This window comes from Streptomyces sp. NPDC088554, assembly GCF_044752945.1.
Classification (GTDB): Bacteria; Actinomycetota; Actinomycetes; order Streptomycetales; family Streptomycetaceae; genus Streptomyces.
On the sequence record NZ_JBIVMF010000035.1, the window covers coordinates 1 to 23,954 of the forward strand.

Annotated in this window: 21 protein-coding genes and 1 pseudogene; 13 read left to right on the forward strand and 9 right to left on the reverse strand. The window is 69.0% G+C overall.

All coding sequences use genetic code 11. The features are described 5' to 3' along the window. Positions 1-155 precede the first annotated feature (155 nt). The 6 genes and pseudogenes from ACIP8W_RS28650 to ACIP8W_RS28675 all read left to right on the forward strand — a co-directional run bounded on the left by ACIP8W_RS28650 (position 156) and on the right by ACIP8W_RS28675 (position 6,486). On the forward strand, positions 156-1,232 hold the full coding sequence (locus ACIP8W_RS28650) for a hypothetical protein (protein WP_402205271.1): 1,077 nt from the start codon (positions 156-158) through the stop codon (positions 1,230-1,232). After that, on the forward strand, positions 1,229-1,639 hold the full coding sequence (locus ACIP8W_RS28655) for a hypothetical protein (protein ID WP_402205273.1): 411 nt from the start codon (positions 1,229-1,231) through the stop codon (positions 1,637-1,639). The genes ACIP8W_RS28650 and ACIP8W_RS28655 overlap by 4 nt, the downstream gene beginning before the upstream one ends. Before the next feature lie 56 nt (positions 1,640-1,695). After that, positions 1,696-2,367: pseudogene (locus ACIP8W_RS28660) on the forward strand (Tn3 family transposase); the annotation flags it as partial. A gap of 127 nt (positions 2,368-2,494) precedes the next feature. Next, positions 2,495-3,568 (forward strand): tyrosine-type recombinase/integrase, encoded by a 1,074-nt coding sequence (locus ACIP8W_RS28665; protein WP_402205275.1) that lies wholly within the window; start codon positions 2,495-2,497, stop codon positions 3,566-3,568. Further along, entirely contained in the window at positions 3,565-5,892 is a 2,328-nt protein-coding gene (locus tag ACIP8W_RS28670) for a tyrosine-type recombinase/integrase (protein WP_402205277.1), read from the forward strand. Before ACIP8W_RS28665 ends, ACIP8W_RS28670 begins: the two co-directional genes overlap by 4 nt. Before the next feature lie 27 nt (positions 5,893-5,919). Next, complete coding sequence (locus ACIP8W_RS28675) at positions 5,920-6,486, forward strand: Tn3 family transposase (RefSeq protein ID WP_402205324.1); 567 nt, start codon at positions 5,920-5,922, stop codon at positions 6,484-6,486. Positions 6,487-6,491: 5 nt separating this feature from the next. Here ACIP8W_RS28675 and ACIP8W_RS28680 read toward each other — a convergent pair whose 3' ends face one another. Further along, complete coding sequence (locus ACIP8W_RS28680; RefSeq protein ID WP_402205326.1) at positions 6,492-7,109, reverse strand: TetR/AcrR family transcriptional regulator; 618 nt, start codon at positions 7,107-7,109, stop codon at positions 6,492-6,494. Between the two features lie 112 nt (positions 7,110-7,221). Here ACIP8W_RS28680 and ACIP8W_RS28685 point away from each other — a divergent pair, with 112 nt between their 5' ends. Next, entirely contained in the window at positions 7,222-8,514 is a 1,293-nt protein-coding gene (locus ACIP8W_RS28685) for an alpha/beta fold hydrolase (RefSeq protein WP_402205279.1), read from the forward strand. 275 nt (positions 8,515-8,789) lie between these two features. Then, positions 8,790-9,419 (forward strand): class I SAM-dependent methyltransferase, encoded by a 630-nt coding sequence (locus ACIP8W_RS28690; RefSeq protein WP_402205281.1) that lies wholly within the window; start codon positions 8,790-8,792, stop codon positions 9,417-9,419. Here ACIP8W_RS28690 and ACIP8W_RS28695 read toward each other — a convergent pair. From ACIP8W_RS28695 to ACIP8W_RS28705, 3 genes are read right to left on the reverse strand one after another with little or no spacing between them, the layout of a single operon-like run. Continuing rightward, entirely contained in the window at positions 9,340-10,992 is a 1,653-nt protein-coding gene (locus ACIP8W_RS28695) for a hypothetical protein (protein ID WP_402205283.1), read from the reverse strand. The genes ACIP8W_RS28690 and ACIP8W_RS28695 overlap by 80 nt on opposite strands. Beyond that, positions 10,989-11,324, reverse strand: coding sequence for a helix-turn-helix domain-containing protein (locus ACIP8W_RS28700; protein WP_402154714.1), 336 nt, complete (start codon positions 11,322-11,324; stop codon positions 10,989-10,991). The genes ACIP8W_RS28695 and ACIP8W_RS28700 overlap by 4 nt, the downstream gene beginning before the upstream one ends. Beyond that, positions 11,321-12,400, reverse strand: coding sequence for a tyrosine-type recombinase/integrase (locus ACIP8W_RS28705; protein WP_402154712.1), 1,080 nt, complete (start codon positions 12,398-12,400; stop codon positions 11,321-11,323). The genes ACIP8W_RS28700 and ACIP8W_RS28705 overlap by 4 nt, the downstream gene beginning before the upstream one ends. Before the next feature lie 471 nt (positions 12,401-12,871). On the opposite strand from ACIP8W_RS28705, the gene ACIP8W_RS28710 reads away from it, so the two are divergent. Next, on the forward strand, positions 12,872-13,879 hold the full coding sequence (locus tag ACIP8W_RS28710; protein ID WP_402205285.1) for a recombinase family protein: 1,008 nt from the start codon (positions 12,872-12,874) through the stop codon (positions 13,877-13,879). Between the two features lie 173 nt (positions 13,880-14,052). Beyond that, the gene (locus tag ACIP8W_RS28715; RefSeq protein ID WP_402205287.1) at positions 14,053-14,625 is read left to right on the forward strand and encodes a GNAT family N-acetyltransferase; all 573 of its coding nucleotides are present in this window, start codon (positions 14,053-14,055) and stop codon (positions 14,623-14,625) included. Here the strand turns inward: ACIP8W_RS28715 and ACIP8W_RS28720 are convergent. Continuing rightward, on the reverse strand, positions 14,606-15,799 hold the full coding sequence (locus ACIP8W_RS28720) for an RtcB family protein (RefSeq protein WP_402205289.1): 1,194 nt from the start codon (positions 15,797-15,799) through the stop codon (positions 14,606-14,608). The two genes, ACIP8W_RS28715 and ACIP8W_RS28720, sit on opposite strands and share 20 nt — an antisense overlap. 196 nt (positions 15,800-15,995) lie before the next feature. Here ACIP8W_RS28720 and ACIP8W_RS28725 point away from each other — a divergent pair, with 196 nt between their 5' ends. Beyond that, a complete protein-coding gene (locus ACIP8W_RS28725) occupies positions 15,996-16,922 on the forward strand; it encodes a DUF3558 domain-containing protein (protein ID WP_402205291.1) in 927 nt (308 codons plus the stop codon). 129 nt (positions 16,923-17,051) lie between these two features. Then, positions 17,052-17,876 (forward strand): DUF3558 domain-containing protein, encoded by an 825-nt coding sequence (locus ACIP8W_RS28730; RefSeq protein WP_401952039.1) that lies wholly within the window; start codon positions 17,052-17,054, stop codon positions 17,874-17,876. A 105-nt stretch (positions 17,877-17,981) separates the two neighbouring features. Here the strand turns inward: ACIP8W_RS28730 and ACIP8W_RS28735 are convergent, their stop codons facing one another. Further along, the gene (locus tag ACIP8W_RS28735; protein WP_401952042.1) at positions 17,982-18,632 is read right to left on the reverse strand and encodes a response regulator; all 651 of its coding nucleotides are present in this window, start codon (positions 18,630-18,632) and stop codon (positions 17,982-17,984) included. Further along, positions 18,629-19,816, reverse strand: a complete 1,188-nt coding sequence (locus tag ACIP8W_RS28740; RefSeq protein WP_402205293.1) for a sensor histidine kinase — start codon at positions 19,814-19,816, stop codon at positions 18,629-18,631. Before ACIP8W_RS28740 ends, ACIP8W_RS28735 begins: the two co-directional genes overlap by 4 nt. 233 nt (positions 19,817-20,049) lie before the next feature. Between ACIP8W_RS28740 and ACIP8W_RS28745 the strand changes: the two genes are divergently transcribed. After that, entirely contained in the window at positions 20,050-21,306 is a 1,257-nt protein-coding gene (locus ACIP8W_RS28745; protein WP_402205294.1) for a DUF418 domain-containing protein, read from the forward strand. Positions 21,307-21,681: 375 nt separating this feature from the next. Here the strand turns inward: ACIP8W_RS28745 and ACIP8W_RS28750 are convergent, their stop codons facing one another. Both ACIP8W_RS28750 and lysS read right to left on the reverse strand, forming a co-directional pair. Next, on the reverse strand, positions 21,682-21,888 hold the full coding sequence (locus tag ACIP8W_RS28750) for a hypothetical protein (protein WP_401952050.1): 207 nt from the start codon (positions 21,886-21,888) through the stop codon (positions 21,682-21,684). 154 nt (positions 21,889-22,042) lie between these two features. After that, positions 22,043-23,824 carry a lysine--tRNA ligase gene (lysS, locus tag ACIP8W_RS28755; RefSeq protein ID WP_402153711.1) on the reverse strand — a complete coding sequence of 594 codons (1,782 nt, stop codon included), beginning with the start codon at positions 23,822-23,824 and terminating at the stop codon, positions 22,043-22,045. Positions 23,825-23,954 lie beyond the last annotated feature (130 nt).

Sequence of the window (23,954 nt, forward strand, 5' to 3'; positions counted from 1 at the left end):
GGGAGATTATCTGGCCGCCACCAGGGACACCCACGAGGCCACCAGCGGGGAAGATCACTGGCCGCCCACGGGGAGCACTACGAGGCCGTTGACAGTGGCTGAAGGCAATCGCCTCCGACCACCGATACGCCTACGGCCTGGCCGCTCTGACGCGGATGCTCCAGACCGCGGCTTATACGGCCCTGGCTTTCCTCAGCGGCATAAGAGACAGCGAGATCAAGCACCTTCGGCGCGGCTGTCTCCAGGCCGAGCGGAACCCGGATGGCACCGCCTACCGCTGGAAGGTCACCAGCCTGGCATTCAAAGGCGAGGACGACCCAGCAGGGGTCGAGGCGACCTGGGTCATCGGGGCACCCGCAGCCCGGGCCATCACCGTCCTCGAACGTCTTCAACCCCCGGACACCGACTGGCTGTTCACCGTGGTGAACGGGCCCGGCAGCGGTCCGGCCGCCCGCGGCAGCAATGAGGTTCTCGGCTCGTCCACCACCAACGATCAGCTCAAGGACTTCGTCACCTGGATCAACGACTACTGCACACTCCACGACCGACCCGACAGCATCCCGACCGTGAACTCCAACAGATGGAAGCTCTCCACCCGGCAATTCCGCAGGTCTCTCGCCTGGTTCATCGCGCGCCGCCCCGGCGGCACGGTCGCCGGAGCCATCGCTTTTCGGCACTTGAGCGTTCAAATGTTTGAAGGTTATGCCGGGACCAGCGACAGCGGTTTCCGCGCCGAGGTCGAAAGCGAACAAGCCTTGGCCCGCGGCGAACATCTGCTGGCCATGACCGACGCCCACGAGCACACGGGCCTGGCCGGCCCGTCGGCCGAGGAAGCTGCCCGGCGCCTGGAAGAGTTCACCGACCGCGCCAGATTCGGCGGCACCGTCGTCACCGACCGGCGTCGGCTGAAGCGACTGATGGAACGGGGGGACCCAGCTGTCTATCCCGGCACTTACGTCACTTGCGTCCATGACCACGCGAAAGCGCTCTGCCGCCCGCGACGTGACGCTGCGGGGCGTGACCGACCCGACTTGGGAACATGCCGTCCGCTCCAGTGCCGCAACGTCGCCCTGACCACGGACAACACCACCGCCTGGGACAAGGAGATCGAGCGCATCGACGAACGGCTTTCCGCTCGCCCGCCGCTGCCACCGCTCCTGGAGCACCAGCTTCGCGAACGCCGTGACGAACTCGGACGCTTCCTCGCCCGCCACCGCCCGGAGACTCCGTGAGCCGCAAAGTCGCCCTCCCCAGCGAAGAGCAAGTCCGCCAGGCCCTGGCCGAATGCACCGCCGAGGCCGAGGCCACTGGGCGACAGCCGACCGTTCTCGGTCTCGCCCGCCAGCTCGGGCTGGCCAACGCCACCTTCTGGCGGCACTTCCCCGACATCGCCGAGGAAGTACGCGAGGCAGCCCGGTCCCACCGTCCCGCAGGACCCGGGGCCCGGGGAGCCGACCACTATGGCGAGCTGCTGAAGAAGAACGCCGCACTCCGACGCGCCAACACCGAGCTGGCCGAACACCTCGCGCTGGCAGTGGCGAACATCCAGAGGCTGACCCTGGAGAACCACCAACTCCGCCAGGAACTCGAAGCCACCGCCAAGGTCACCGTTCTCCCCGCCCGTCGTGCCCCTACGTGAGTGGACAACGGACAGGCACAAACCCCCGACATAAGCTGTTCGCGCTGGGCACGAACATGGGCATCAAGCGGGTCGCGGTCACTGGCAAGCACGGCGAGAGCGAGGCCGTCCTGCGCCGCGTACGGCACCTGTTCGTCAACCGGACCAATCTGCGCGCGGCGCTGGTGCGGCTGGTCAACGACACCTTCGCCGCCCGCGATCAGGCGTGGTGGGGCGAGGGCACCGCATGCGCGAGCGACTCCAAGAAGTTCGGCTCCTGGTCCAGCAACTTCATGACGGAGTGGCACCAGCGGTACCGCGGGCCCGGCGTGATGATCTACTGGCACGTCGAGAAGAAGTCGCTGTGCGTCTACAGCCAGCTCAAGTCCTGTTCGGCCTCCGAGGCCGCCTCGATGATCGAGGGCAGGCTGCGGCACTGCACGGACGTGGAGATCGACCGGCAGTACACCGACACGCACGGCGCCTCCATCGTCGGGTTCGCCTTCGCCCACATGCTCGGCTTCAACCTGCTGCCCAGGCTGAAGAACGTCGGCTCGGCGCGCCTGTACCGGCCGGCGGCCGGGGAGGACGAGAAGTGGCCGCACCTGGCGCCGGTGCTGTCGGCCAAGACGATCGACTGGGACCTGATCCGCCAGCAGTACGACCAGATCGTGAAGTACACCACCGCCCTGCGCCTGGGCACCGCTGAGGCCGAGCAGGTCCTGCGGCGCTTCACCCGCGGCGGGCCCAAGCACCCCACCTACCGGGCGATCGAGGAGCTGGGCCGCGCGGTGCGTACGGCGTTCATATCAGTTACGTGGAATCTGACCGCAGCGGAGATCATCTCCCTGCGGTACGACCACGGACTGAGGAGATGTGTTGGGCACGGTGGTGCTGGAAGAGAAGTGGCCGGTGCTCGGCAGGCACGAGCGGGCGGCCGGGTGGTTGCAGGTGTGGAGCGACCTGGGCCGGGCGCCCCGGACCATCGACGCCTATGCCCGGGGGCTGGCCGAGTACCTGGAGATGTGCGAGCGGGAGAACGTCGACCCACTGACCGCGAACCGGGCCCACATCGCCGTCTACGTACGGGAGTTGACCTCTCGGCCGAGCCGCCGGGGTGCGAACGTGGTCTCAATCGACTCGGGCTCGGGCCTGGCCAACGCCACCATTCAGCAGCGCCTGGTGCCGGTCCGGCTGTTCTACGACTTCCTCATGGAGGACGGACAGCGCGACTCCAACCCGGTCGGCCGGGGCCGATACACACCCGGCCGCCGACTCGGCGGCCACGAGCGCGGCCTCGTACCGAGGCTCACGAAGCTGCCGTGGATACCCACCGAGCAGCAGTGGATGGACGTCCTCGAGGCCGCCGCCGGGGAGCCGGTCCGCAACCGCGTGATGCTCGCGCTCGCCTACGACGCGGCCCTGCGCCGCGAGGAGCTGTGCTCGCTGCGTACCGACGACCTCGACCCGGCTCACCGCACGCTGCGGGTGAGGGCTGAGACGACCAAGAACCGGCTGGAGCGCGTCGTGCCGTACTCCGCGCCGACCGGTGTCCTGCTGTCCGGCTACCTCGCGCACCGGGCCAGGATCAGCCGGGCGCGCGGTCCGCTGTTCCTGTCGGAATCCCGGCGCAACTACGCGCAGCCGCTGAGTTTGTGGACCTGGTCGAAGGTGGTCCGCCGGATCGCGCTGGCCGCCGATGTCCCGCGGTTCTCCACACACACGACGCGACACCTGTGCTTGACCGACCTCGCCCGGATGGGCTGGGAACTGCACGCCATCGCCACCTTCGCTGGCCACCGCCACACCGACTCCACGCTCACCTACATCCACCTGTCCGGCCGGGATCTGGCCGAGAAGCTCAGTCGCGGCATGGAGCAGATCCACGGCTGGCGGGTGCAGATGCTGGCCCGCCTCGGCGAGCAGGCGACCGGGACGGCCGCGCTGTGACCGCGGTGATACCGGCGGCCGCCGAGACGGCTTCGGCCCCTGCCTGGCCCTGGCCCATCGACCTGGCCCGATACGACCGTCGACCCGAGCTCAGCGAACGCGAACGTACGGCACTGGCCAGTCTGGGCTGGCAGGTTCGCCGACGCCGCGGCTACGACCCGGGCCGGGTCGAATGGCGAGCGGTCTCCCGACTGCTCCGCCCGCTCGACGACGCACGAGCCGCACTTCGGTGGTGTCCGGACACACCCGCCCATCGCCGGTCCGTGACCGACGCCGTCGGCCTGATTCTGCGGCGCTGTCTGGAGGACGGCACCTCGTTCTGGGCGTGGTCGGCAGACGACTGGGTTCGCCTCATCGCCCCTGGTCACAAGGAGTTCGAGGCCGCCTGGCCCGGGTGGATCGACGGCACGGTCCGGCCCTACGTGGCCGCCTTCGCCTACCTGCTCGGCGGCTTCACCGACTTCCACCGCATCGGCGGGTTCATCCGCCGCTCGCTGGCCTGGCGCGTCTTCGGCCAGGAGCCAGTCGAGGAGACGATTGCGCAGGTGGCGGCCACCCTCCAGGGCTGGGGATACCACCCGTCGAACGGTGCCTTCGGCCAGTTCCGCACCGTACTGGTCCAGATCATGCTGATCAACCGAAGCCCGCTCCTGGTGGACATGACCACCGACGCCTTGCAACGGGCTCGCGAGAGCCCCGCGCTCCCGTCTGGGGCCAGGCGCGGACACCTCCACGGTGTTCACCGGGCGATCGCCGCTCTCGGCTACGCCGACCCGCCCCCCAGACCTGCGCACGGCGTGATGCCCGACCTCGAAGGTGTTCCCGGCCCCTGGGCTGCGGCGGTGGAGCGGTGGCACGACACATCGACGCTCACGCCGAAGGTCAGGGGCATGTTCCGGTCCGTCATGGCCAAGGCCGGCCGATGGCTGGCCGCTGAGCATCCCCAGATCATCGAACCCGCCCAGTGGACGCGCGAGACCTGTGCTGCCTGGGTGGCGGCGCTGGACCGGATGACCATAGGCGAGTACGTGCAGCGCCAGGCCGGAGTCGACAAGCGCGGCGGCGAACCGCTCTCGCCTCGCACGAAGGCCGGCTACCTCACCGCGACCAGGACGTTCTTCCGGGACTGCCAGGAGTGGGAGTGGATTCCCCGCCGGTTCGACCCCGTTCGCGCGCTTGCCACGCCCAAGAGCGTCGCGGCGCTGATCGGCCCGAACCCCCGGGTGATCGCCGACGACATATGGGCGAAGCTGCTGTGGGCCGGGCTCAACGTCGATCCCGAGGACTTCCCGACCAACACCTACGGGCTGTGCTACCCGATCGAACTCATCCGGGCTGTCACTCTGACCTGGCTGTTCAGCGGCCTGCGCAGTGACGAGATAGCCCGCCTCCGCATGGGCTGCATCCGCTGGCAGCACGACGGATTCCCCATCCCCGGCGACTCCGACGAGGTGCTGGCGCGGGACGCCGTCTGCCTGCTCGACGTCCCCACCCACAAGACCGGCACCTCGTTCACCAAACCCGTCGATCCCCTGCTAGGGAAGGCGATCGAGGCATGGCAGGAGCTCCGGCCGCAGCAGCCGAAGATGCTGGATCGCAAGACCGCTGAGCAGGTGGACTTCCTGTTCGCGCACCGGGCCAAGCGCCTCGCCAAGACCTACATCAACACCGCGGTCATCCCATCACTCTGCCGCAAGGCCGGCGTTCCGACCGCCGATGTCCGGGGCAACATCACCAGCCATCGGGCCCGGTCCACGATCGCCAGTCAGCTCTACAACGCCAAAGAGCCGATGACGCTCTTCGAGCTGCAAGCCTGGCTCGGTCACCGGAGCCCCGAGGCCACGCAGCACTACGCCAAGATCACCCCGAACAAGCTGGCCAGGGCCTACAACGACGCCGGATACTTCGAGCGCAACGTCCGCACCATCGAGGTCCTGGTCGACCGGGACGCGGTCACCTCCGGAGCGGCCGCGTCGGGCGAGCCGTGGCAGTACTACGACCTCGGTCACGGGTTCTGCACCTACACGTTCTTCGAGCAGTGCCCGCACCGCATGGCCTGCGCTCGCTGCGACTTCTACACGCCCAAGACGTCCAGCAAGGGCCAGCTTCTCGAGGCCAAGGACAACCTTCAGCGCATGCTGGCAAGCGTCCCGCTCAGCGACGAGGAACGCGCCGCTGTCGACGATGGTCAGGCCGCGCTCGACCAGCTGCTTGAGCGGCTGGTCGACGTCCCCACTCCAGATGGCGCGACACCCCGCAAGATCGGCGTCCCGGCAACCGCGACGCTCCTGCCGATCGTCGCCGTCAACCAGGGCAAAGGCTGAACTACTTGACAAATCAGATTCCACAGAATCTGCGACTACCTCGCCGACGCCGACCTGCGGCGCGAGATCAACGACGGCCTTCAGGTCGTGGAGAACTGGAACTCCGCCAACCACGACCTGTTCTACGGCAAGGACGGCGACCTGACCGGCTCCGACAAGGAGTCCCAGGAGGTCTCGATGCTCGCCCTGCACCTGCTCCAGTCCGCGTTGGTGCACGTCAACACCCTGCTGCTTCAGGACATCCTGAGCGAGGAGAAGTGGCGGAAGCGGCTCACCGACGCCGACCGGCGGGCCCTGAGCCCGCTGTTCTGGACTCACGTGAACCCCTACGGCCGGTTCGAGTTGGACATGAACTCCCACCTCGACCTGGCCACGGCCGCGGCCAGGGTTCCCGGCCCCGTACCACGCCCGGAGCGCCCACTGCCCAGCCGGCGGGTGGCTGGCCAGGCTCCGCCTGAAGTCGCCAGGCCCGGCCGCCCGGCTCTCCCTGCTCCAGTACGACCACATGAACTTCCTCGGCCGCTACTGCCCAGCCGGGGTGCGTACGTATCGAATCGGTCCTCTGCCGGTCGGGTTCGTGCGTTCATGGAGTAACCGCTTCACGGTGTCGGGCATGTGCGTCGAATGCCAGGGAAGGCGGAGGGGGTTGCCCAGCCGCGCAGTACGGCATCAATCGTTGACCGGAATGCGGTCTCGGCTGCGGTGCCGTTGAGGGCGCCGGCGAGTTCGAGGGTCACTAGCCCGTGCAGGGCGACCCACAACGAGACGGCGATGAGTGTGGTGTCGCCGGCGAGGATGTGGTCCGCCACGGCGCGGTCGATCGCCGCGACTAGCGGCCGCACCGGGTCGCGGTCGCCGATCCGGGTCGACGGGACGAAGGACTGTGCGCCACCGAACAACACGCTGTACAGGTGGCGGTGTTCACGTCCCCAATGGCGATACGCCGCAGCCAGCGCGTACAGATCCTCCAGGGCGGCCTCCGAGTTGGGAACAGCTGTCAGGTCCTGGAACAGGCCGGCGACCGCCTGGTCGCGCACCTCGCGGATCAGTCCGTCCTTGCCCTGGAACAGCGTGTACACCGCCGCCGTCGACGTTCCGGCGGCGGTGGCCAGCGCGCGGACGGTGACCGATTCCTGGGGACGGGTGGCGAACATCTCGGTCGCGCATGCCACGAGCCGTTCTCTGACGGCGGCGTCGTTCGTTCTCGGCCTTCCCACGGGGAGCAGTGTACTCGTGACTGATAACATCGTTTCAAAACGGCGTTTCAAAAAAAGTGGGGAGATCGCTATGCCGCCATCCGCCATACGTCCCTTGCGTTTCGTCGGCCTCTTGCTGGCGGCCACCGCCGCGGTGGTGGGGCTGGTCGCCTTCTTCCTGGCGCTTGTCGTCGCCACCGACGGCGCGGGATCGGGGTTCGCCGCATGGTCCGCGGCAGTCGGGGTCGCGGTCGTCGCGGCGGCGTGGCGGGGCCGCCGCCGCTCCTGGCGGGGACGGCTGGTGCCGTTCCTGCCGGTGCTCGTCGCAGCGGCCGTGACGCTGTCGGTGTGCGTCCCCACCGTTCCCACGACGCGCCGCTACCCGTCCGCCCTGGCGTTCGTGACCACCGAGCACTGGCGCCTGTCCACCGGCAGCCGGGTCGCGGTTTACCATTACCCGCCCACCGGCAACGGCCCCCGGCATCGGGTTCCGCTCGTCTACCTCAACGGCGGGCCGGTGCGCGGCATCTCGGTGCTCGACCACCACTTCCTGCAGCGGCTCGCGGGACAGGGTTACGACGTGTACGCCTACGAGCAGGCCGGCGGGGGACGCAGCGACCTGCTGCCCATGGATCAGTACTCGATCACCCGGTCCGTCCGTGACCTCGGCGCCTTCGTCGGCAAGTTAGGCAAAGGCCACGTCGACGTACTGGGATTCTCCTCGGGCGCGGTCGTGCTCACCCGCGCGCTGGCCGACCCGGCTACCGCCGCCCACCTGCGCCGGGCGGTCATTGCCGAGCCGGGCCCGATGGACGGCCCCACTGCCCGGATCGCGGGGCAGAAGGGCCGACCGTCGGCCCGCGGCATCGCACCGGCCATGACCGGACCGCGCTCCACACGCGTCCCGCGGTACGCGGTCGCGTTCGGCCTCATGCGGCTCGGACTGCTCAGCCCGGACAACGGGCTGGTAGGACAGGCGGAGGGCGACAATGCCTTCACCGCCGCCGATCTCGGCAGCGACACCGCGTCCGCCTACTGCGCGCGAGATGCGCACCGCATCCCGGTCGAGGACACGGCGCGCAACTTCTCCTTCAGCGCCGCCGCCAGCCTCCGCATCCAGCAAACGGTCAAAGACTCCCCCTCCATCGCCTCTCAGCTGAGGCGCTCCCGGACACCCTCGATGCTGATGGTCGCCGAGTGCTCCTCCCAGGTCCGGCAGTGGGCGACAACCATCCTCGCGAACGACCCCGCCGTCCAGCGCACCCAGTACATGCCCGGCGTCGGCCACCACATGTGGAACGGCCTGGGTGACAACGACCAACGAGCAGCAGCCGTCATCACCGCATTCCTCCAAGAAGAGCCCGCACCGCTGCCCGACTACCCGACCCGAGCCGACATCCCGGCCTTCCTCCGTAACCACGAGTAAGCGGGCAGCCTCTGGGCGACGCATCCAAGTTGCAGGGATGAGTTGGCGTACTGGTGAGCTCTCGTATTCAACTGTCGCCAGTTCCCCGTGGAACCCAGTCTGCCGGTGACCGTGTGTGATCTCCAGCGGCGTATCGGCTCCAGGTCCCACCGACCTCGTTCCGGAGCCGGGTGGTGGTCTTGTCGTGGCAGCCGAGAGCGTTCGCGGAGACGGGAGCGGGATTCGGCACCGGGGCGGGAGAACAGCTGCGAACGGCGGGTGTTAGCTTCCTTCCCGTGGTGGAGCACCAGGATGAGACCAGGGCGGCCTATGACGGGGTCGTCGAGCTGTATGCGTCGATGTTCGCTGATCGGCTGGAGACGCAGCCGTTCTCGCGGAACATGATCGGCATCTTTGCCGAGCTGGTGCTCGGGGCGGGGAACCCGCGGGCAGCCGATGTCGGCTGCGGGCCCGGACATCTAACGGCCATGCTGAATGACCTGGGACTGGACGCCTTCGGGCTCGACCTCTCCCCAGCCATGGTCGACCACGCCCGGCGGGCCCATCCGGCGCTGCGGTTCGAGGAGGCGCGGATGGAAGCCCTGCCAGTCGAGGACGGCGCGCTCGGCGGCGTGCTGGCCCACTACTCAATGATCCACACCCCGCCGGGGGAACTACCCGCGCTGCTCGCCGAGCAGGCGCGTGTCCTGTCACCAGGGGGCCTGCTCCTGGTCTCGTTCTTCGCGACCGACGGGCCCGAGCCGGTCCGCTTCGAACACCAGGTGACGCCCGCCTATAGCTGGCCGGCGGACCGGTTCGCCGAGCTGCTGGACCGGGCCGGGCTCGTCACGTTCGCCCGGCTGTTCCACGACCCATCCTCTGAGCGGGGCTTCCTCGACGCCCACTTGCTGGCCCGACTCCGCTAGAGCATGGCCTTCTACTGGTGGGCTCTCGTATTCGACCGTCGCCAGGTCCCCGTGGCGCCCAGCCTGCTGGTGACCGTGTGTGGTCGCCAGCGGCGTATCGGCTCCACGTTCCGCCGGTCTCGTTGAGCAGGCGGGTGGTGGTCTTGTTGTGGTAGCCGAGGGCGTCGGCGACCACGGGAGCGGGCATCTCAAGGAGTTGTTGTCGGATGGCGGCGCCGCGGGCGGCGGCCGCTGGGACGCCGATCTCGTTGAGGAGTGCGGACAGGTGGTCGGGGCGGAAGGGCTGGCCCGCCCGGCGGCCGGGAAACAGCCAGGAGGATGCCTGGTTGGTGGCGGTGTTCATGTTGTCGCGTTCGGTGATGTAGTCCAGCAGCAGGGAAGCGGCCGGCTCTGGGACGGGTGAGGCCGGTTCGCCGAGCCGGAGAAGTACTGCTTCTCCGTCGTGCACGACGTCGTCGACGGTGAGCCGGACGATTCGGGTGAGGGGTTGTGCGTAGAGGAGCACGATGACGCCGGCGACGCGGAGGTTCTTCGGTATGTCCGGGTCGGTCAGTAGCCGGCCGAGGGCGTCCAGGCGTTCGTCTTCGCTCAGCGCGGCTCGTCGGGTGGCTTTCATCGCGGGTATGGAGAGCGAGCGTCGGCAGTGGCGGCTCTGCATGGCCCAGTTGAGGAATGCTCTCAAGCAGTTGCGGCCGTGATCGCTGTTCTCGGCCCACCAGGCGTCGAGGTCGATCTGGCCGCAGGATGCGAGGGTGGTGTTGCGCTCGCCGAGCCACTGGAGGAAGGCGGTCGCGTACTTGATCTGCTCGGCTGCGAAGCGGCGGATGCTGGGTGTGATGTGGCCCCGGTCGGCTCGTGCCCGCAGCCGGGGAAGGACCCGCCAGCTCGCGAAGAGTCTGATCGTCTTCGCGTGTTCGGGGTCGGCGATATCGGCCAGATGGCCGGGCAGCCAGCGCTGGAAGGAGCAGATGTACTTGTCGACGGCGGGCAGGACCCCGCTTGCCATCAGGAGTTCTTCCAGGTGAGCGGCTGACCGCCAGGGCTGGAGCTCGTGAAAGGCGTCGTGGGTCAGCGGGATCTGCCCGAGGCCGAGCTGCCGCAGTCGCTCAGAGGCGTTTCCCGGCTGATCGCGGCGCAGGGCCAGCCAGGCCAGCCCGCTGCTGGGCTTGTCCATGGCAACCAGCAGGTCGAACAGCGGCGTCAGTTCGGGGCGAACGCGGCCGGTGCCGTCGTCCAGGAGAGCGGTGAGCCGGTCGGCGAGCGTGCAGCGTTCGCAGAGCCGTCCGCCCAGGAGCTTTCCCTCGAAGCCGCAGCGTGAGCAGTCGAAGGTCTGGGAGAAGCCGGCGCAGGTCGTGCAGATCGCGGCGCCATCGACGGGACGGAGACCGGGAAGAGCCCGGTCCTGGCCGCATCCCGGGCAGGTGCCCCGTGTCCGCACCGCGCGGTCCGAGCAGGTGCGGCAGACGTAGCCGTCCGGCCAGGTGCCGGCCTTGTGCTTGCGGTGTCCGCAACGGCAGCACTCGGCCAGGAACCAGCGTTCGTACTGCTCGTCGGTTGCGTAGGTCCGGCTCATGCGTCGGGCAGGATTCGGGCCGCGCGAGGCCGCAACTTGGCGACGTTCGCGGACAGGGCCGGAAGGTCGTCGGTGGCGGTCTTGCGGACTCCGGCGTTCTCGGCGGTGGTGGCCACCAGGTCGGCCGGGGTGCAGGAGAGGATGTCGCAGAGCGCGGCCATGACCTGCAACGACAGCCGTTCCGGGGTGCCGGAGACCAGGCGGTGAACCTGGGAGGCGGACAGGTCGATGCCCCGCTCGCGCAGCAGTGGGACCAGCTCGGTGGCCGTGAAGATCCGGTGCTTGGCCATCACCTCGCGCAGTTGCCAGGTGTAGCCGACTTTGCGCTTCATGCTTGCCTCCCGCTCTGGGCCTGGAGGGCCGCGGCGATGGTGGTATCCAGGTGTCGGCGCAGGGTGCGGGTGCGGAAGTCCGAGGACACGCAGGTGTAGATGGAGGTGGTGCTGGCGTGCTCGTGACCGACCTGTTCCTGGACGAAGCGGGGGTCCCAGCCGTCTTCGATCAGGTGGGTGACGTAGGACCTTCGCAGCGAGTGGAAGTCCAGTCCGTCGTCCAGGCCGAGGGCCTCGCGGTATGCCTTGAAACGGGAGTTGATCCGCTGGCAGCCGATCCGCAGGCCCCGTTCGGACGGCCAGGCGGCCGGATTGCCGTCGGTCCCGAACTGCGGCCGGACCTCGGTGAACCACTCGTCCAGGACGTCAGGGGTCCAGTCGAACACGGTCAGCACTCCGCGGCGCTTGGGCGGCGAGCCCTTCTTGGCCTTGCCGAACCGCACCTGGCACCGGCCGTACTCGCCGAACTCTGTGCCGTGCGGGTTCCGGCCGAAGTCGGCGGCGTCGAGCATCCGTGTCTCGTTGCGTCGGGTTCCGTAGGCGTAGGCGGTCTTGAACACCGTGGCGTCGCGGAACGCGGGCAGCCAGCCCTTGCGGCCCAGCGAGCGGATGCGGGCGACCTCGTCGTCGCAGTGGGCGAAGAAGGCGTGCAGTTCAGCCTTGGTGAACGCGCGCTTCTTCGGGTCGGACTCGTTGTCCTGGACGTGCACCGCTGTGTTCCATTCGTGCACCACCTGGACCGGGTGAGTGCCGAAGCGTTCCTCGCAGGTCGCGGTCCACTCATAGAGGGGGTCGGTCACGAAGTGGCAGAAGGACCGGACGGCCTCGGAGTACGAACGGATCGTCGAGCGCTTCAGGTCGCGCAGAGAGCGCAGATCTCCGAGCCACTCGTCGACCATCGCCGGCGTCCAGTTCCACGGGTAGGTGTTCACGTACGCGGTGAACGCCTTCACCGTATTCTCCCGGCCCTCCACGGTCGTGCGGGCCAGGTTCCGCGCCAGCTGCTGATTGGCGAACCCGGTCAGCATCGCCGTGAAGACCTGTTCCTCCGGCCGCAGCAGCGCGACCCCGTCCACCAGGAGCAGTCTCGCCGCCCCTGGTATCGAACCGTTGAACCCCACTGATCCACCACTCTCCGTGACTCGCATCAGATGCGAGAAAACCGCATCCTATGCGAGCCACCAGAGAACCCGCAGGTCAGCCCCTTGGGTGAGTGGCACCAGGGCCATGCCGACCGATATCGTCACCGGTAACGTCGGCGCCCAACTCCACCGGATCGCAGCGCGATTGACGCCCTCGCCCAGGGCGGTTCGCATACCGTCGCGAATTCGCATCTGATGCAATTGGCGGCAGTTAGATCCGCCGGACAGGCATTATCGGTAGCGGCGGAGACGCTACGCGTCTCTCACAAACGGTCCTTTGCGCGAGCAAGATCAATTGTGAGCCGCCGGACCCTCGTCGATCCCGGATTCGCTCTCAGAACCCGTTCTCACTCAAGAGTGGGACGGACCCCTTCTGAGACTTGCATTATGCGAAAATCCGGGCCCATGACGGCCCCTCAGCAGCCCTCGCCAACCGACCGGTCGGACGCGGACGACGTCGAACAGCACGCCTGTCCGAAGTGTGACGCCCAGCCCGGCTCGCCATGCCGCTCGCGCGGCGGCGCGGTCGCTTCCGCCTACCACACCCGCCGCTTCACCCTGGTGCCCCGGCTGAAGAAGGCGCTGCGGGTACCGACCCCGGCCGACCGCGGTCCGGGCCGGCCCTGGCGGCTGGGCACCCCGCCCCCGGCACCGATCGACCCCGACCTGCCAAGCGCGGACATCCGCATCGGCTACGCCCGCTGCTCGACCCTCGGGCAGGAACTCGACTCCCAGCTCGACGCGCTCGCCAAGCACGGCATCCCGAGGGACAAGATCTTCAGCGAGAAGATCAGCACCCGCATCCGCGTACGGCCCAAGTTCGAGGAGGCGCTGCGGACCGCACGGGAGGTCAAGACGCACGCTCCGCACTGCCGGGTCATCTTCACCGTGTACGAGATGAAGCGCCTCGGCCGCGACGCCGCCGAACTCACCGCGCTCGCCGACCATCTCACCGCCCACGGCCTGGTCCTGGAGATGCTCGCCGGGCCCCTGCCCGGCATCTACGACCCCACCGGCCCCGGCAAGCTGCTGCTCGCGTTCTTCGCCGCAATGGCGGAGACCGAGCGGGAGAACATCCGCGAGTCCACACTCGAAGGGCTCGACACCGCAGCACGCAAGGGCAAGCACGGCGGCCGGCCACCGGTCATCACCGACGACATGCTCCACACCGTGCTGCGGCGCCGCGCGGGCGGCGAGTCCGTCGAGCAGATCCAGCCCGACCTGATCATCCCCACCGGCAAGCGCAAGGGGCAGAGCCCATCGGTGGCCAGCATCTACCGAGCGCTCGCCGAGCACGCCAAGCGCGAGGCGTACCCAGAAGCCGTCGAGCAGGCTCACGCCGGCTTCGCTACCCTCGCCGGCCCCGAAGTTCCAGAACCCCGTACGGAAACCAAGGCCCTAACGACACCCTGAGTTACTTGTCACTTCGTGGCAGCTTCGGGAGAACAGGGCCGAGCACGGCGGCGGCGCACATCGGCGGGAACGTCGGGGCAGGATGCATCGGCGGGAACGCCGGGGCAGCACGCGTCGACGGGAGCGCCCGGGGCAGGATGCGGAGAGTGTCACCGACCCGAATGGATCAGGTCATGATCACCACTCCCCTGCACCTGCGGCACTACACGCACGAGGATCTGCCCCGGATCCGGCAGACCCTGCTCGACGTCCATGCCGACGCCTACGCGAACGCCATGGACTCCCCGTTCAACCAGCGCTTCGCGTGGTTCGTGGACCACTGGGGCGGCCATGCCGGTTTCGCCTGCGTGATGGGCTACGACGGGGACGAACCCGTCGGCTACGCCTACGGCGCCCCCGCGGCGGACGGGCGGGAGTGGTGGCGCGGCCATGCGGACCCCGCCCCGGAGAACACCCGGACGTTCGCCGTGTCCGAACTCATGGTGCGCCCGAGGTGGCGCGGGACCGGAACCTCCGTACAGCTCCATCACACGCTCCTCGCCCACCGGGACGAGGATCTGGCGGTGCTCACCGTGGACACCGAGCACCCCAGGGTTCGGGCGCTGTACGAGTCATGGGGATACCGCAAGGTCGGAGAGAGCCGGCCCTTTCCCGATTCCCCGCTGTTCGCCGTCATGCTGGCCGCCCTTCCGCTCGAAAGGCCCAGCCCTATCCCCAGCGCCAGCCCTATCCCTTCACACAAATGACCTGCTTCAGCTTCGCGACGACCTCGACCAGATCCCGCTGCTGATCGATCACCTTCTCGATCGATTTGTACGCACCCGGGATCTCGTCCACGACACCGGAGTCCTTACGGCACTCCACGCCGCGTGTCTGCTCCTCCAGGTCCTTCGTCGAGAACGTCCGCTTGGCCGCGTTCCGGCTCATCTTCCGGCCCGCGCCGTGCGAGGCGGAGTTGAACGACGCCTCGTTCCCCAGGCCCTTCACGATGTACGAACCGGTGCCCATCGAGCCCGGGATGATGCCGAAGTCGCCGCTCCCGGCCCGGATCGCGCCCTTACGGGTGACCAGCAGGTCCATCCCGTCGTACCGCTCCTCCGACACATAGTTGTGATGGCAGGAAATGACCGGGTCGAAGGTCACCCGGGCCTTCTTGAACTCCTTCCGGACCACGTCCTGGAAGAGCCCCATCATGATCGCCCGGTTGTTCCTCGCGTACTCCTGCGCCCAGAAGAGGTCGTTCCGGTACGCCGCCATCTGCGGAGTGTCCGCGATGAAGACGGCGAGGTCCCGGTCGATCAGCCCCTGATTGTGCGGCAGCTTCTGGGCCTGTCCGATATGGAAGTCCGCCAGCTCCTTACCGATATTCCGGGAGCCGGAATGGAGCATCAGCCAGACGGAACCCGATTCGTCGAGGCAGAACTCGATGAAATGGTTTCCCGATCCCAGCGTCCCCATTTGCTTGACGGCCCGCTCCTCGCGGAACTTCACCGCATCCGCGACCCCGTCGAACCGCCCCCAGAAATCGGCCCAGCCCGTCGTCGGGAAGCCGTGCAGCCGTCCCGGGTCGACCGGGTCGTCGTGCATCGCGCGGCCCACCGGAATGGCCTCTTCGATCTTGCCGCGGAGGCGGGACAGATCGCCCGGCAGATCGTTCGCCGTCAGGGACGTCTTCACCGCCGACATTCCGCAGCCGATGTCCACGCCCACCGCCGCCGGGCAGACCGCGCCCTGCATCGCGATCACCGAACCGACCGTCGCGCCCTTGCCGTAATGCACATCGGGCATGACGGCGAGGCCCTTGATCCAGGGCAGCGTGGCCACATTCCGGAGCTGCCGCATCGCGACGTCCTCGACCGTCGCCGGGTCGGCCCACATCCGGATGGGAACTTTCGCCCCCGGCACCTCTACATACGACATAAGCCCTCAATCCCCCCGAAAGTTCATAAAACGCAAAAACCGGAACCAGGGCTGTCATAAGAGACAGCCAACCAGCGTCGACGGCATCGCGTGCGATAGACATTGTGTCCATCGGCCGCCTTCGGGCGGCAACCGGTTTTCGCGCGGATCCCCGCGGCGAACCCCGTAACACCCGTACAGAAGGGAGCCCGGGACCGTGCAGCCAAAAGCGCGTCACGCGTACGTACCCGGCCTGGCCGCGCTCCTCCTGGTGGCCGTCGCAGGCTGCTCGGGCGGCGGCGGGGGCCACGACTCGACCTCCGACGCCAAGCCGGGCGGCCCCACCAGCACCGGCGTCGCGCAGCCCGGTAAATACCGCACGCTCCGCGAGGCCTGCGGTTCCGTGCCGGCCTCCACCCTCAAGGATCTGCTCCCCGGCGCGGCCTCGCTCCCCGAGGACCAGCAGGCCAAGGCGTACCGGGGCACGGCGGCCGTCACGTACGACACCGACCGGCGCGTCGGCTGCAGCTGGAAGGCCGACTCCCCCGACGCCTCCCACCAGCTGGTGATCGACCTCGAACGCGTCGTGTCGTACGACCCCGCCGTCAGCGACGCGGACCGCGCGCAGCAGGTGTACGCGAAGAAGCAGGCCGGCGCCTCGGTCCCGCTCACCGCGGCCCCCACGACGCCGAGCGGCTCCCCCTCCCCCTCCGCGTCGGGCACGAACGCGAGCGCGGCCCCGGACACGGGTACGGGTACGGGTACAGGTACGGGTACGGGTACGGGTACGGGTACGGGTACGGGTACGGGTACGGGTACGGGCAAGGACGGCGCGGCGGCCAAGAACGGCTCCGCCTCACCCACCCCCACCGGCACCACCGGCACCACCGGCACCAGCGACGGCCTGAAGCCCCGCGTCCTCGACGGGCTCGGCGACGCCGCGTTCCTCGACGACGTCCTCACCCGCTCCGGATCGACCGCCCAGCGCCGTACGGTCAGCGTGGTGTTCCGCACATCGAATGTGATCGTGACCGTCCGATACACCGAGCAGCCGGCCCGTTCCGTCACGGTCCCCGACAGCCAAGAACTACAGGACAAGGCAAGGGGGCTGGCCCGCACACTCGTCGACCAGCTCAACGAGTAGCGGCCCCCGCGCCCCTCCCCCGGTCACCCCGCGTGCACAGGCGAGTCCGGCGCCCGGGGCCCATGGACCCGGTCCGGCGGTTACCGTGGCCGATCGGACCGACCGTACGACGCCCACCCTGAAGGAACCATGCAACGATCAGCCTCGCGACTCACCCGCATACTCGCCTGCGCAGCCGTTCCGGTGATGCTCGTCGTCGCCGGCTGCTCGTCCGACTCCGGCGACAAGAGCGAAGCCGACGGCGCCTCCACGAGCCCGAGCGCCGCGCCGTCCCCGACCGTCGCCCCCGCGAAGTTCGCCGGGCTCCCCGAAGCCTGCAAGACGATCAGCCGCAAGACGGTCGAGTCGCTCGTCCCCAAGGCCAAGGCCAAGGGCGGTACCGCCGGCAAGTCCAGCGACCTCACCACGCGCGGCAGCTGCTCCTGGAACGGGCTGGACGACAACGGCGTCAAGGGCTCGCAGTACCGCTGGCTCGACATCTCCCTCATGCGGTACGACTCCGACGTGACCCTCGGCAGCGGCGCCGAGCGCGCCGACGAGTACTACACGAAGGAGGTCTCCGGGGCGCAGGGCACCGAGGGCGCGAAGGACCTCAAGACGGCCCCGGGCACCGGCATCGGCGACAAGTCGACCACGGTCACCTACACGCTCACGAAGTCGAAGTCGGACTTCGCGTACGCCACGGTCGTGGCCCGTACGGAGAACGTCGTCGTCACCCTCAACTACAACGGCGCCGGCCTCGCGGGCGCCAAGTCCCCGACCGTCGCCGAGATGACGAAGGACGCGGTGAAGACGGCCGAGGAGGCCGTGGCGTCCATCGCGGGCGGTACGGGCGGCGACTTGGCGACGGAGTCGCCGAGCCCCTCGAAGACCACCGACCCGAAGGCGACCCCCTCGGCCTCGGAGTCCGCGAAGGAATCCGAGCCGACGAAGGAATCGGCCAAGCCCGAATAACCGGACAGCCCCGCCCCGCCCGGACACCCGGACCTTCTCCCCCGACTTCCCCCAGGCCGGGCCCCCACGGGCCCGGCCCCTCCCGGGTCAGCGCACCACGCCCGGTCAGCGCTCGGTGCGGCCGTGTTCCTGGACCAGGATGGCTGCCTGGACTCGGGAGCGGAGGCCGAGTTTGGCCAGGATGTGGGAGACGTGGGACTTGACGGTGGCCTCGGTGATGTAGAGGCGGTGGGCGATCTGCTGGTTGGAGAGGCCCTCGCCGAGGCAGTCGAGGACGTCGCGTTCGCGGTCGGTGAGCCGGCCGAGGCCCTCGGGGTGGGACTGCACCGCGTTGCTCGTGCCGGCGAAGTGGGCCATCACGCGGCGGGTGACCTGGGGGGCCAGTACGCCGTCGCCCTGGGCGACCAGGTGGATCGCCTCGACCAGGCGCAGGGCCTCGATCGACTTGATGAGGAATCCGGCGGCGCCGGCCTGGAGGGCGGCATAGACGTACTCGTCGAGGTCGAAGGTGGTCAGGACCAGGACCTGGCACACGTTCTCCTGGACGAGGACGCGGGTGGCCGCGATGCCGCCCCCGCCCGGCATCCGGACGTCCATCAGGACTACGTCGGGGCGGAGTTGGCGGGCCATGTGTATCGCGGTCGTACCGTCGACGGCCTGGCCGACCACCTCGATGCCGCCCGCCTGTTCCAGTACGAGGACCAGACCTGCCCGGACCGCGGCGTGGTCGTCGGCCACCAGGACCTTGATGCTCATGAGTGCTCGCGTTCCTTCTCCGGCCCCAGGGGGAGCTTCGCGTGGACCCGCCAGCAGCCGCCGTCGGGTTCCGCCGAGACCGTTCCGCCGATCGCCGCCGCGCGTTCGCGCATGTTGAGCAGGCCGGTGCCGGTTCCGGGGAGTACGGGTTTCCTGGTGTCGGCCAGTTCGCTGACCACCTCCACATGCAGGTCGCCGTCCTCGGCGCGCACCGCGACCCGGGCGCGGGACCCGGCGGCGTGCTTGGCCGCGTTGGTCAGCGCCTCCTGCACGATCCGGTAGGCGGCGAGGTCCACCGACGCGGGAATGCCGGGGGGCAGGTCGACGGGAGGGCCGACGGTGGTGGTGAGGGTGGGCGTCAGGGTTACCTCCAGACCGGTGGCACGGGCGGAGTCCAGGAGGACGTGCAGTTCGGCCAGGCGGGCCGGGGATGCCTGGGACAGCTGCTGCTCGTCCGCGTTCTGGCCGCGCAGCAGCTCGATCATCGCGCGCATCTCGGTGAGGGCCTCGACGCTGTTCTTCCGTATGGAACGCAGCACCGTGCTCACGGCCGGATCGTCGCTCGGCATCGAGCCCGCCGCGTCGGACTGGATGGCGATGGCCGACAGATGCCCGGCGATCACGTCGTGCAGGTCCCTGGCCATCCGTGCCCGCTCCTCCGACACCGCGGTGCGGCGGTCGAGTTCGGCGATCCTGGCCTGTTGTCTCGCGCGGGTGCGCTCCGCCTCGGCCTCCTCGCGTTGCTGACGTACCGTCATCGCCCACCAGACCGGCACGAAGACGATCGACAGCATCAACAGGATGAGCAGGAAGACCACTTGCCAGTCGCGTACGGACCAGAGCAGCGCGGTGGTGATCAGCACGGCCAGGGCGATGACCGTACGGATGAGGGTGCGGCTCGCGCGCCGGGAGCCGTTCAGGGTGGCGTTGTAGAGCAGTTCGGAGACCACGAGCAGCATGGAGATGCTGAAGCCCATCAGTACGTCGACCGCGCAGCAGAACAGGCCCGCGCCCAGGGCGGGGAGCGGCAGGTGTCTGCGGACCAGCACGGCGAGACACGCGCAGAAGAGCGGGATCAGCCGCCAGCCGATCGGCAGGTTCCACAGGGCGAGCGTGTGCACGTCCCGGAAGAAGGGGTACCACCCGGCGACGTAGAGGAACGTGCCCAGCGCGAACAGTCCCACGGCCGGCAGGACGTCCTTCCGGTCGGAGGGAAAGCTCCGGTCCCGTAGGACTCCAAGACCCGCCATGAATTCATAAAACCACATCTGGCCAGGGGAGTTGGCGCGGAATCGACTGCTCCGAAGGTATCTCCATCGAAGGTGGGAGAGTGCCGCGTGCACCCCTTCGAAGGGGTGAGGTCCGCTCCTACCAAGCACCGAAGACAAGGGGCCGTACGCGCCGCGAGGCTGGGGGGATGAAACAGCGACCCAGGAGTGGGGCCGAGACCACGGCCACGGCACAGTCACCCCTAGCGCGGCCCGACCGGCCGGCGGAACGGAGCGCGCCGGGCGCCGGGGCCGCCGGGCGTCGTATCGAGGTTCTGGACATCTTGCGCGGTGTGGCGATCATCGGCACGCTCGGGACGAACATCTGGTTGTTCACCCATCCGCTGGGGCCGCCCAGTCTCTTCTTCCGGATGCCGGGGGCGGACTCGGCGGGCGGCGCGGTGGAGGTCGCGCTGCGGTACCTCTCGAACGGGAAGTTCCTGGCGCTGCTCACCATCCTGTTCGGCGTCGGGCTGGAGCTCCAGTACCAGTCGGCCAAGCGGCGCGGGAGGCGGTGGCCCGGCTGGTACCTGTGGCGGGCGGCACTGCTGTTCGTCGAGGGCGCGCTGCACTTCGTCCTGGTCTTCGAGTTCGACGCGCTCATCGGGTACGTGTTCATCTCGCTGATCGTCGTCTACCTGGTGGGGCGGGGCGAGCGCTGTGTGCGCGCCTGGATCATCGCCATGGGCACCCTCCATCTGCTGCTGGTCGCCGCGCTCAGTTACGCGATGGCCGCCACCGGCACCGGGTCGGGCTCGGTCGGCACGATGGGGAAGGCCGACATCTACGCGGTGGGCGGGTACGGGGAGCAGATCGCGCTGCGTCTGGACCGGTTCCTGCTGTACCGCCTGGAGACGTTCTTCGTGGTCCCGATGGGCGTGGTGCTCTTCCTGATCGGCTCCCGGCTGCTGCGGGCCGGGGCGTTCGAGCAGAGCGAGCGGGGGGCCCGTATCCGTGGCCGGCTGATGCTGATCGGGCTCGGTGTCGGCGCTCCGCTGAACCTGCTGACCGCGTTCGGCGGGCCGCACTGGTTCGTGGTGGACCGGTATCTGCTGCCGCCGCTGGTCGCCCTCGGCCTGCTGGGGCTGGTCACCACGCTGGCGCACCGGATGACCGGTGAGCACGGTGTGCTGCGGCGCGGGGTGACGGCGGTGGGCCGCAGCGCCCTGTCCTGCTACGTGTTCCAGAATCTGGTGGCGGCCGCGCTCTGTTACGGCTGGGGGCTGGGGCTCGCCACCGAACTCGGCTGGGCACGGCCGTGGTGGCCGGTGCTCGCCTGGACCGCGATCGTCGGCTCGTTCATGGTGCTGTCGACGCTGTGGATGCGCGGGTTCAGCCGGGGGCCGCTGGAACTCGTGTGGAACTGGGCCTATGTGGCGCCCCAACGACTGGGCCGGGCGGCGTAGGTGCCGGCCCGGTCCGGGAAAGGGGGCGGCGGTGCCCGTATCAGCTCCGGGCACCGCCGTCTCCGTGGTTCAGCCGATTCAGCAGGTTCAGCAGGTTCAGGGGGTACGTAGTTCCACGGTGCGTGGGCGCCCATCGAGACACCGATGCCGCTACCGCTCGCGAAGTACGGCGTACCGCTTGCCGACACGGCCCCCGTCGAGCGGACACCCGCGCCCGTCCCCGACCCTCCGTCAGCCCGTGGTTCGCCGCTCCGCTGGTGGCCGTCCGCTGAGCGGGAGTTCACTCCGGACGTATCCGAAGAACCTCCGGGACCGCTACCCGTCCGAGAGGGACGCCGAGTCCACAGCCTGAGCCACGTGAGCCCAAGCCCCGTCTCAACCAAGCTTGTTCGCCCGGCGCGCCGACTCACCCGCCAGCGCCACCACCAGCCCGACGACGGCGACGACGAGATACGCGCCGTTGGACAGCTCGAACCAACGGTGCAGCATCCCCCAGTCGTTGTCGCCGAACGTCAACCCCGCGAAGCCCAGCGCTCCCTGGGCGCAGGTGATCCAGCCGATGACCGCGATCGTTTCTCTCATACGTCCACGGTCCCGCCGGATCGGACCCCGGGCATCCTGCGTCCGCACGAAACGGCGGTAGGCCGAAGGATGCAGTCCGCACAGCGCCGTACAGAACAAACGGGCCCCCACCCCGAGCAAGGTGAGAGCCCCTTCGTCACACACTCCATCAAGCTCAGCCGGCGAGCAGCTTCCGCACCCGGTCCGCCCCCACCGCGAGCAGCAGCGTGGGCAGTCGCGGCCCCGTGTCCCGGCCCACCAGCAGCTGGTAGAGCAGCGCGAAGAACGACCGCTGCGCCGTCTTCAGCTCGGGCGTCGGCTTCGCGTCGGGCGCCAGCCCGGCCAGCACCTTCGGCACTCCGTAGACGAGCGTGGTCAGCCCGTCCAGCGACCAGTGGCTGTCCAGCCCGTCCAGCAGCAGCCGCAGCGACTCGCGGCCCTGCTCGTCCAGCGTGGCCAGCAGCTCCTGGTCCGGCTCGGCGCGCACGATCGTGCGCGCCTCGGCGGGCACCTGGCTGGTGATCCAGTTCTCCGCGCGGTCGAGCCGGGGGCGCGCCTCGTCCAGCGAGGTCAGCGGGTGCTCCGGGTCCAGCTCGCTGAGGATGCGCAGGGTCTGCTCCTCGGCGCCGGCCGTGATGTCCGCGACCGAGGCGAGGGTGCGGTACGGCAGCGGGCGCGCCGTCCTCGGCAGCTCGCCGCCCGCCGTGGCGACGGCGCGGCCGTACGCGGCGGTGTCGGCCGGGAGCGCCGAGCCGTCGGTGACCTTGCGCTCCAGGGCGTCCCACTCGTCGTACAGCCGCTGGATCTCCTGGTCGAAGGCGATCTTGAACGACTGGTTCGGCCTGCGGCGCGCGTACAGCCAGCGCAGCAGCGGCGCCTCCATGATCTTCAGCGCGTCGGACGGGGTCGGGACGCCGCCCTTGCTGGAGGACATCTTCGCCATGCCGGAGATGCCCACGAAGGCGTACATCGGGCCGATCGGCTGCGTACCGTCGAAGATCTCGCGGACGATCTGCCCGCCGACGACGAACGAGGAACCCGGCGAGGAGTGGTCCACGCCCGAGGGCTCGAAGATCACACCCTCGTACGCCCAGCGCATCGGCCAGTCGACCTTCCAGACCAGCTTGCCGCGGTTGAACTCGTTCAGCGCGACGGTCTCGGAGAAGCCGCACTCCGCGCAGGTGTACGCCAGCTCGGTCGTCTCGTCGTCGTACGAGGTGACGGTGGTCAGGTCCTTGCCGCAGCCGCCGCAGTACGGCTTGTACGGGAAGTAGCCCGCGCCTCCCGCGCTGCCGTCGTCCTCGGCGGCGGCGCCGGAGCCCTCGGCCGCCTCCAGCTCGGCCTCGTCGGGCTTCTTCTGGCCCTGCTTGACGCCCTGGCCCTGCTTGGCACCCGGCCCCTGCGGGGCGCCCGCCGCGCCGGTGTCCTTGGCCTTGGTCCGGTACCGGTCGAGGATCGCGTCGATGTCCGCGCGGTGCCTCATCGCGTGCAGGATCTGCTCGCGGTACACCCCGGCCGTGTACTGCTCGGTCTGGCTGATGCCGTCGTACTCGACGCCCAGCTCCGCCAGCGCCCCGGTCATCGCGGCCTTGAAGTGCTCGGCCCAGTTCGGGTACGCGGAGCCGGCCGGGGCGGGCACCGAGGTGAGCGGCTTGCCGATGTGCGCGGCCCAGGACGGATCCGTACCGGGGACGCCCGCGGGCACCTTCCGGTAGCGGTCGTAGTCGTCCCAGGAGATCAGGTGCCTGACCTCGTGCCCCCGGCGGCGGATCTCGTCCGCGACCAGGTGCGGGGTCATGACCTCACGGAGATTCCCCAGGTGGATGGGGCCGGAGGGGGAGAGTCCGGACGCGACGACGACCGGTTTGCCAGGCGCGCGTCGCTCCGACTCGGCGATGACATCGTCCGCGAAACGGGAGACCCAGTCGGCCTCGGTGTTCGGAGCCACGATCGGCACGTCCTTCTTCTTTCTCGTACGCCCAACAGAACCGGGTTTCTCGTGACCCGGCAGACGCCGACAGAACCGGCATCCGCCATTCTCCCAGGTCCGTACGGCAGAGCGAAAACGACTTGATAGCGCATGGGAT

Bases quoted from the DNA above. Each gene is read 5' to 3' on its own strand.
- ACIP8W_RS28650 (WP_402205271.1), top strand. From the start codon at position 156: ATGCTCCAGACCGCGGCTTATACGGCCCTGGCTTTCCTCAGCGGCATA.
- ACIP8W_RS28695 (WP_402205283.1), bottom strand. From the start codon at position 10,992: ATGAGCCGGACCTACGCAACCGACGAGCAGTACGAACGCTGGTTCCTG.
- ACIP8W_RS28700 (WP_402154714.1), bottom strand. From the start codon at position 11,324: ATGAAGCGCAAAGTCGGCTACACCTGGCAACTGCGCGAGGTGATGGCC.
- ACIP8W_RS28710 (WP_402205285.1), top strand. From the start codon at position 12,872: ATGACGGCCCCTCAGCAGCCCTCGCCAACCGACCGGTCGGACGCGGAC.
- ACIP8W_RS28715 (WP_402205287.1), top strand. From the start codon at position 14,053: ATGATCACCACTCCCCTGCACCTGCGGCACTACACGCACGAGGATCTG.
- ACIP8W_RS28720 (WP_402205289.1), bottom strand. From the start codon at position 15,799: ATGTCGTATGTAGAGGTGCCGGGGGCGAAAGTTCCCATCCGGATGTGG.
- ACIP8W_RS28730 (WP_401952039.1), top strand. From the start codon at position 17,052: ATGCAACGATCAGCCTCGCGACTCACCCGCATACTCGCCTGCGCAGCC.
- ACIP8W_RS28735 (WP_401952042.1), bottom strand. From the start codon at position 18,632: ATGAGCATCAAGGTCCTGGTGGCCGACGACCACGCCGCGGTCCGGGCA.
- ACIP8W_RS28745 (WP_402205294.1), top strand. From the start codon at position 20,050: ATGAAACAGCGACCCAGGAGTGGGGCCGAGACCACGGCCACGGCACAG.
- ACIP8W_RS28750 (WP_401952050.1), bottom strand. From the start codon at position 21,888: ATGAGAGAAACGATCGCGGTCATCGGCTGGATCACCTGCGCCCAGGGA.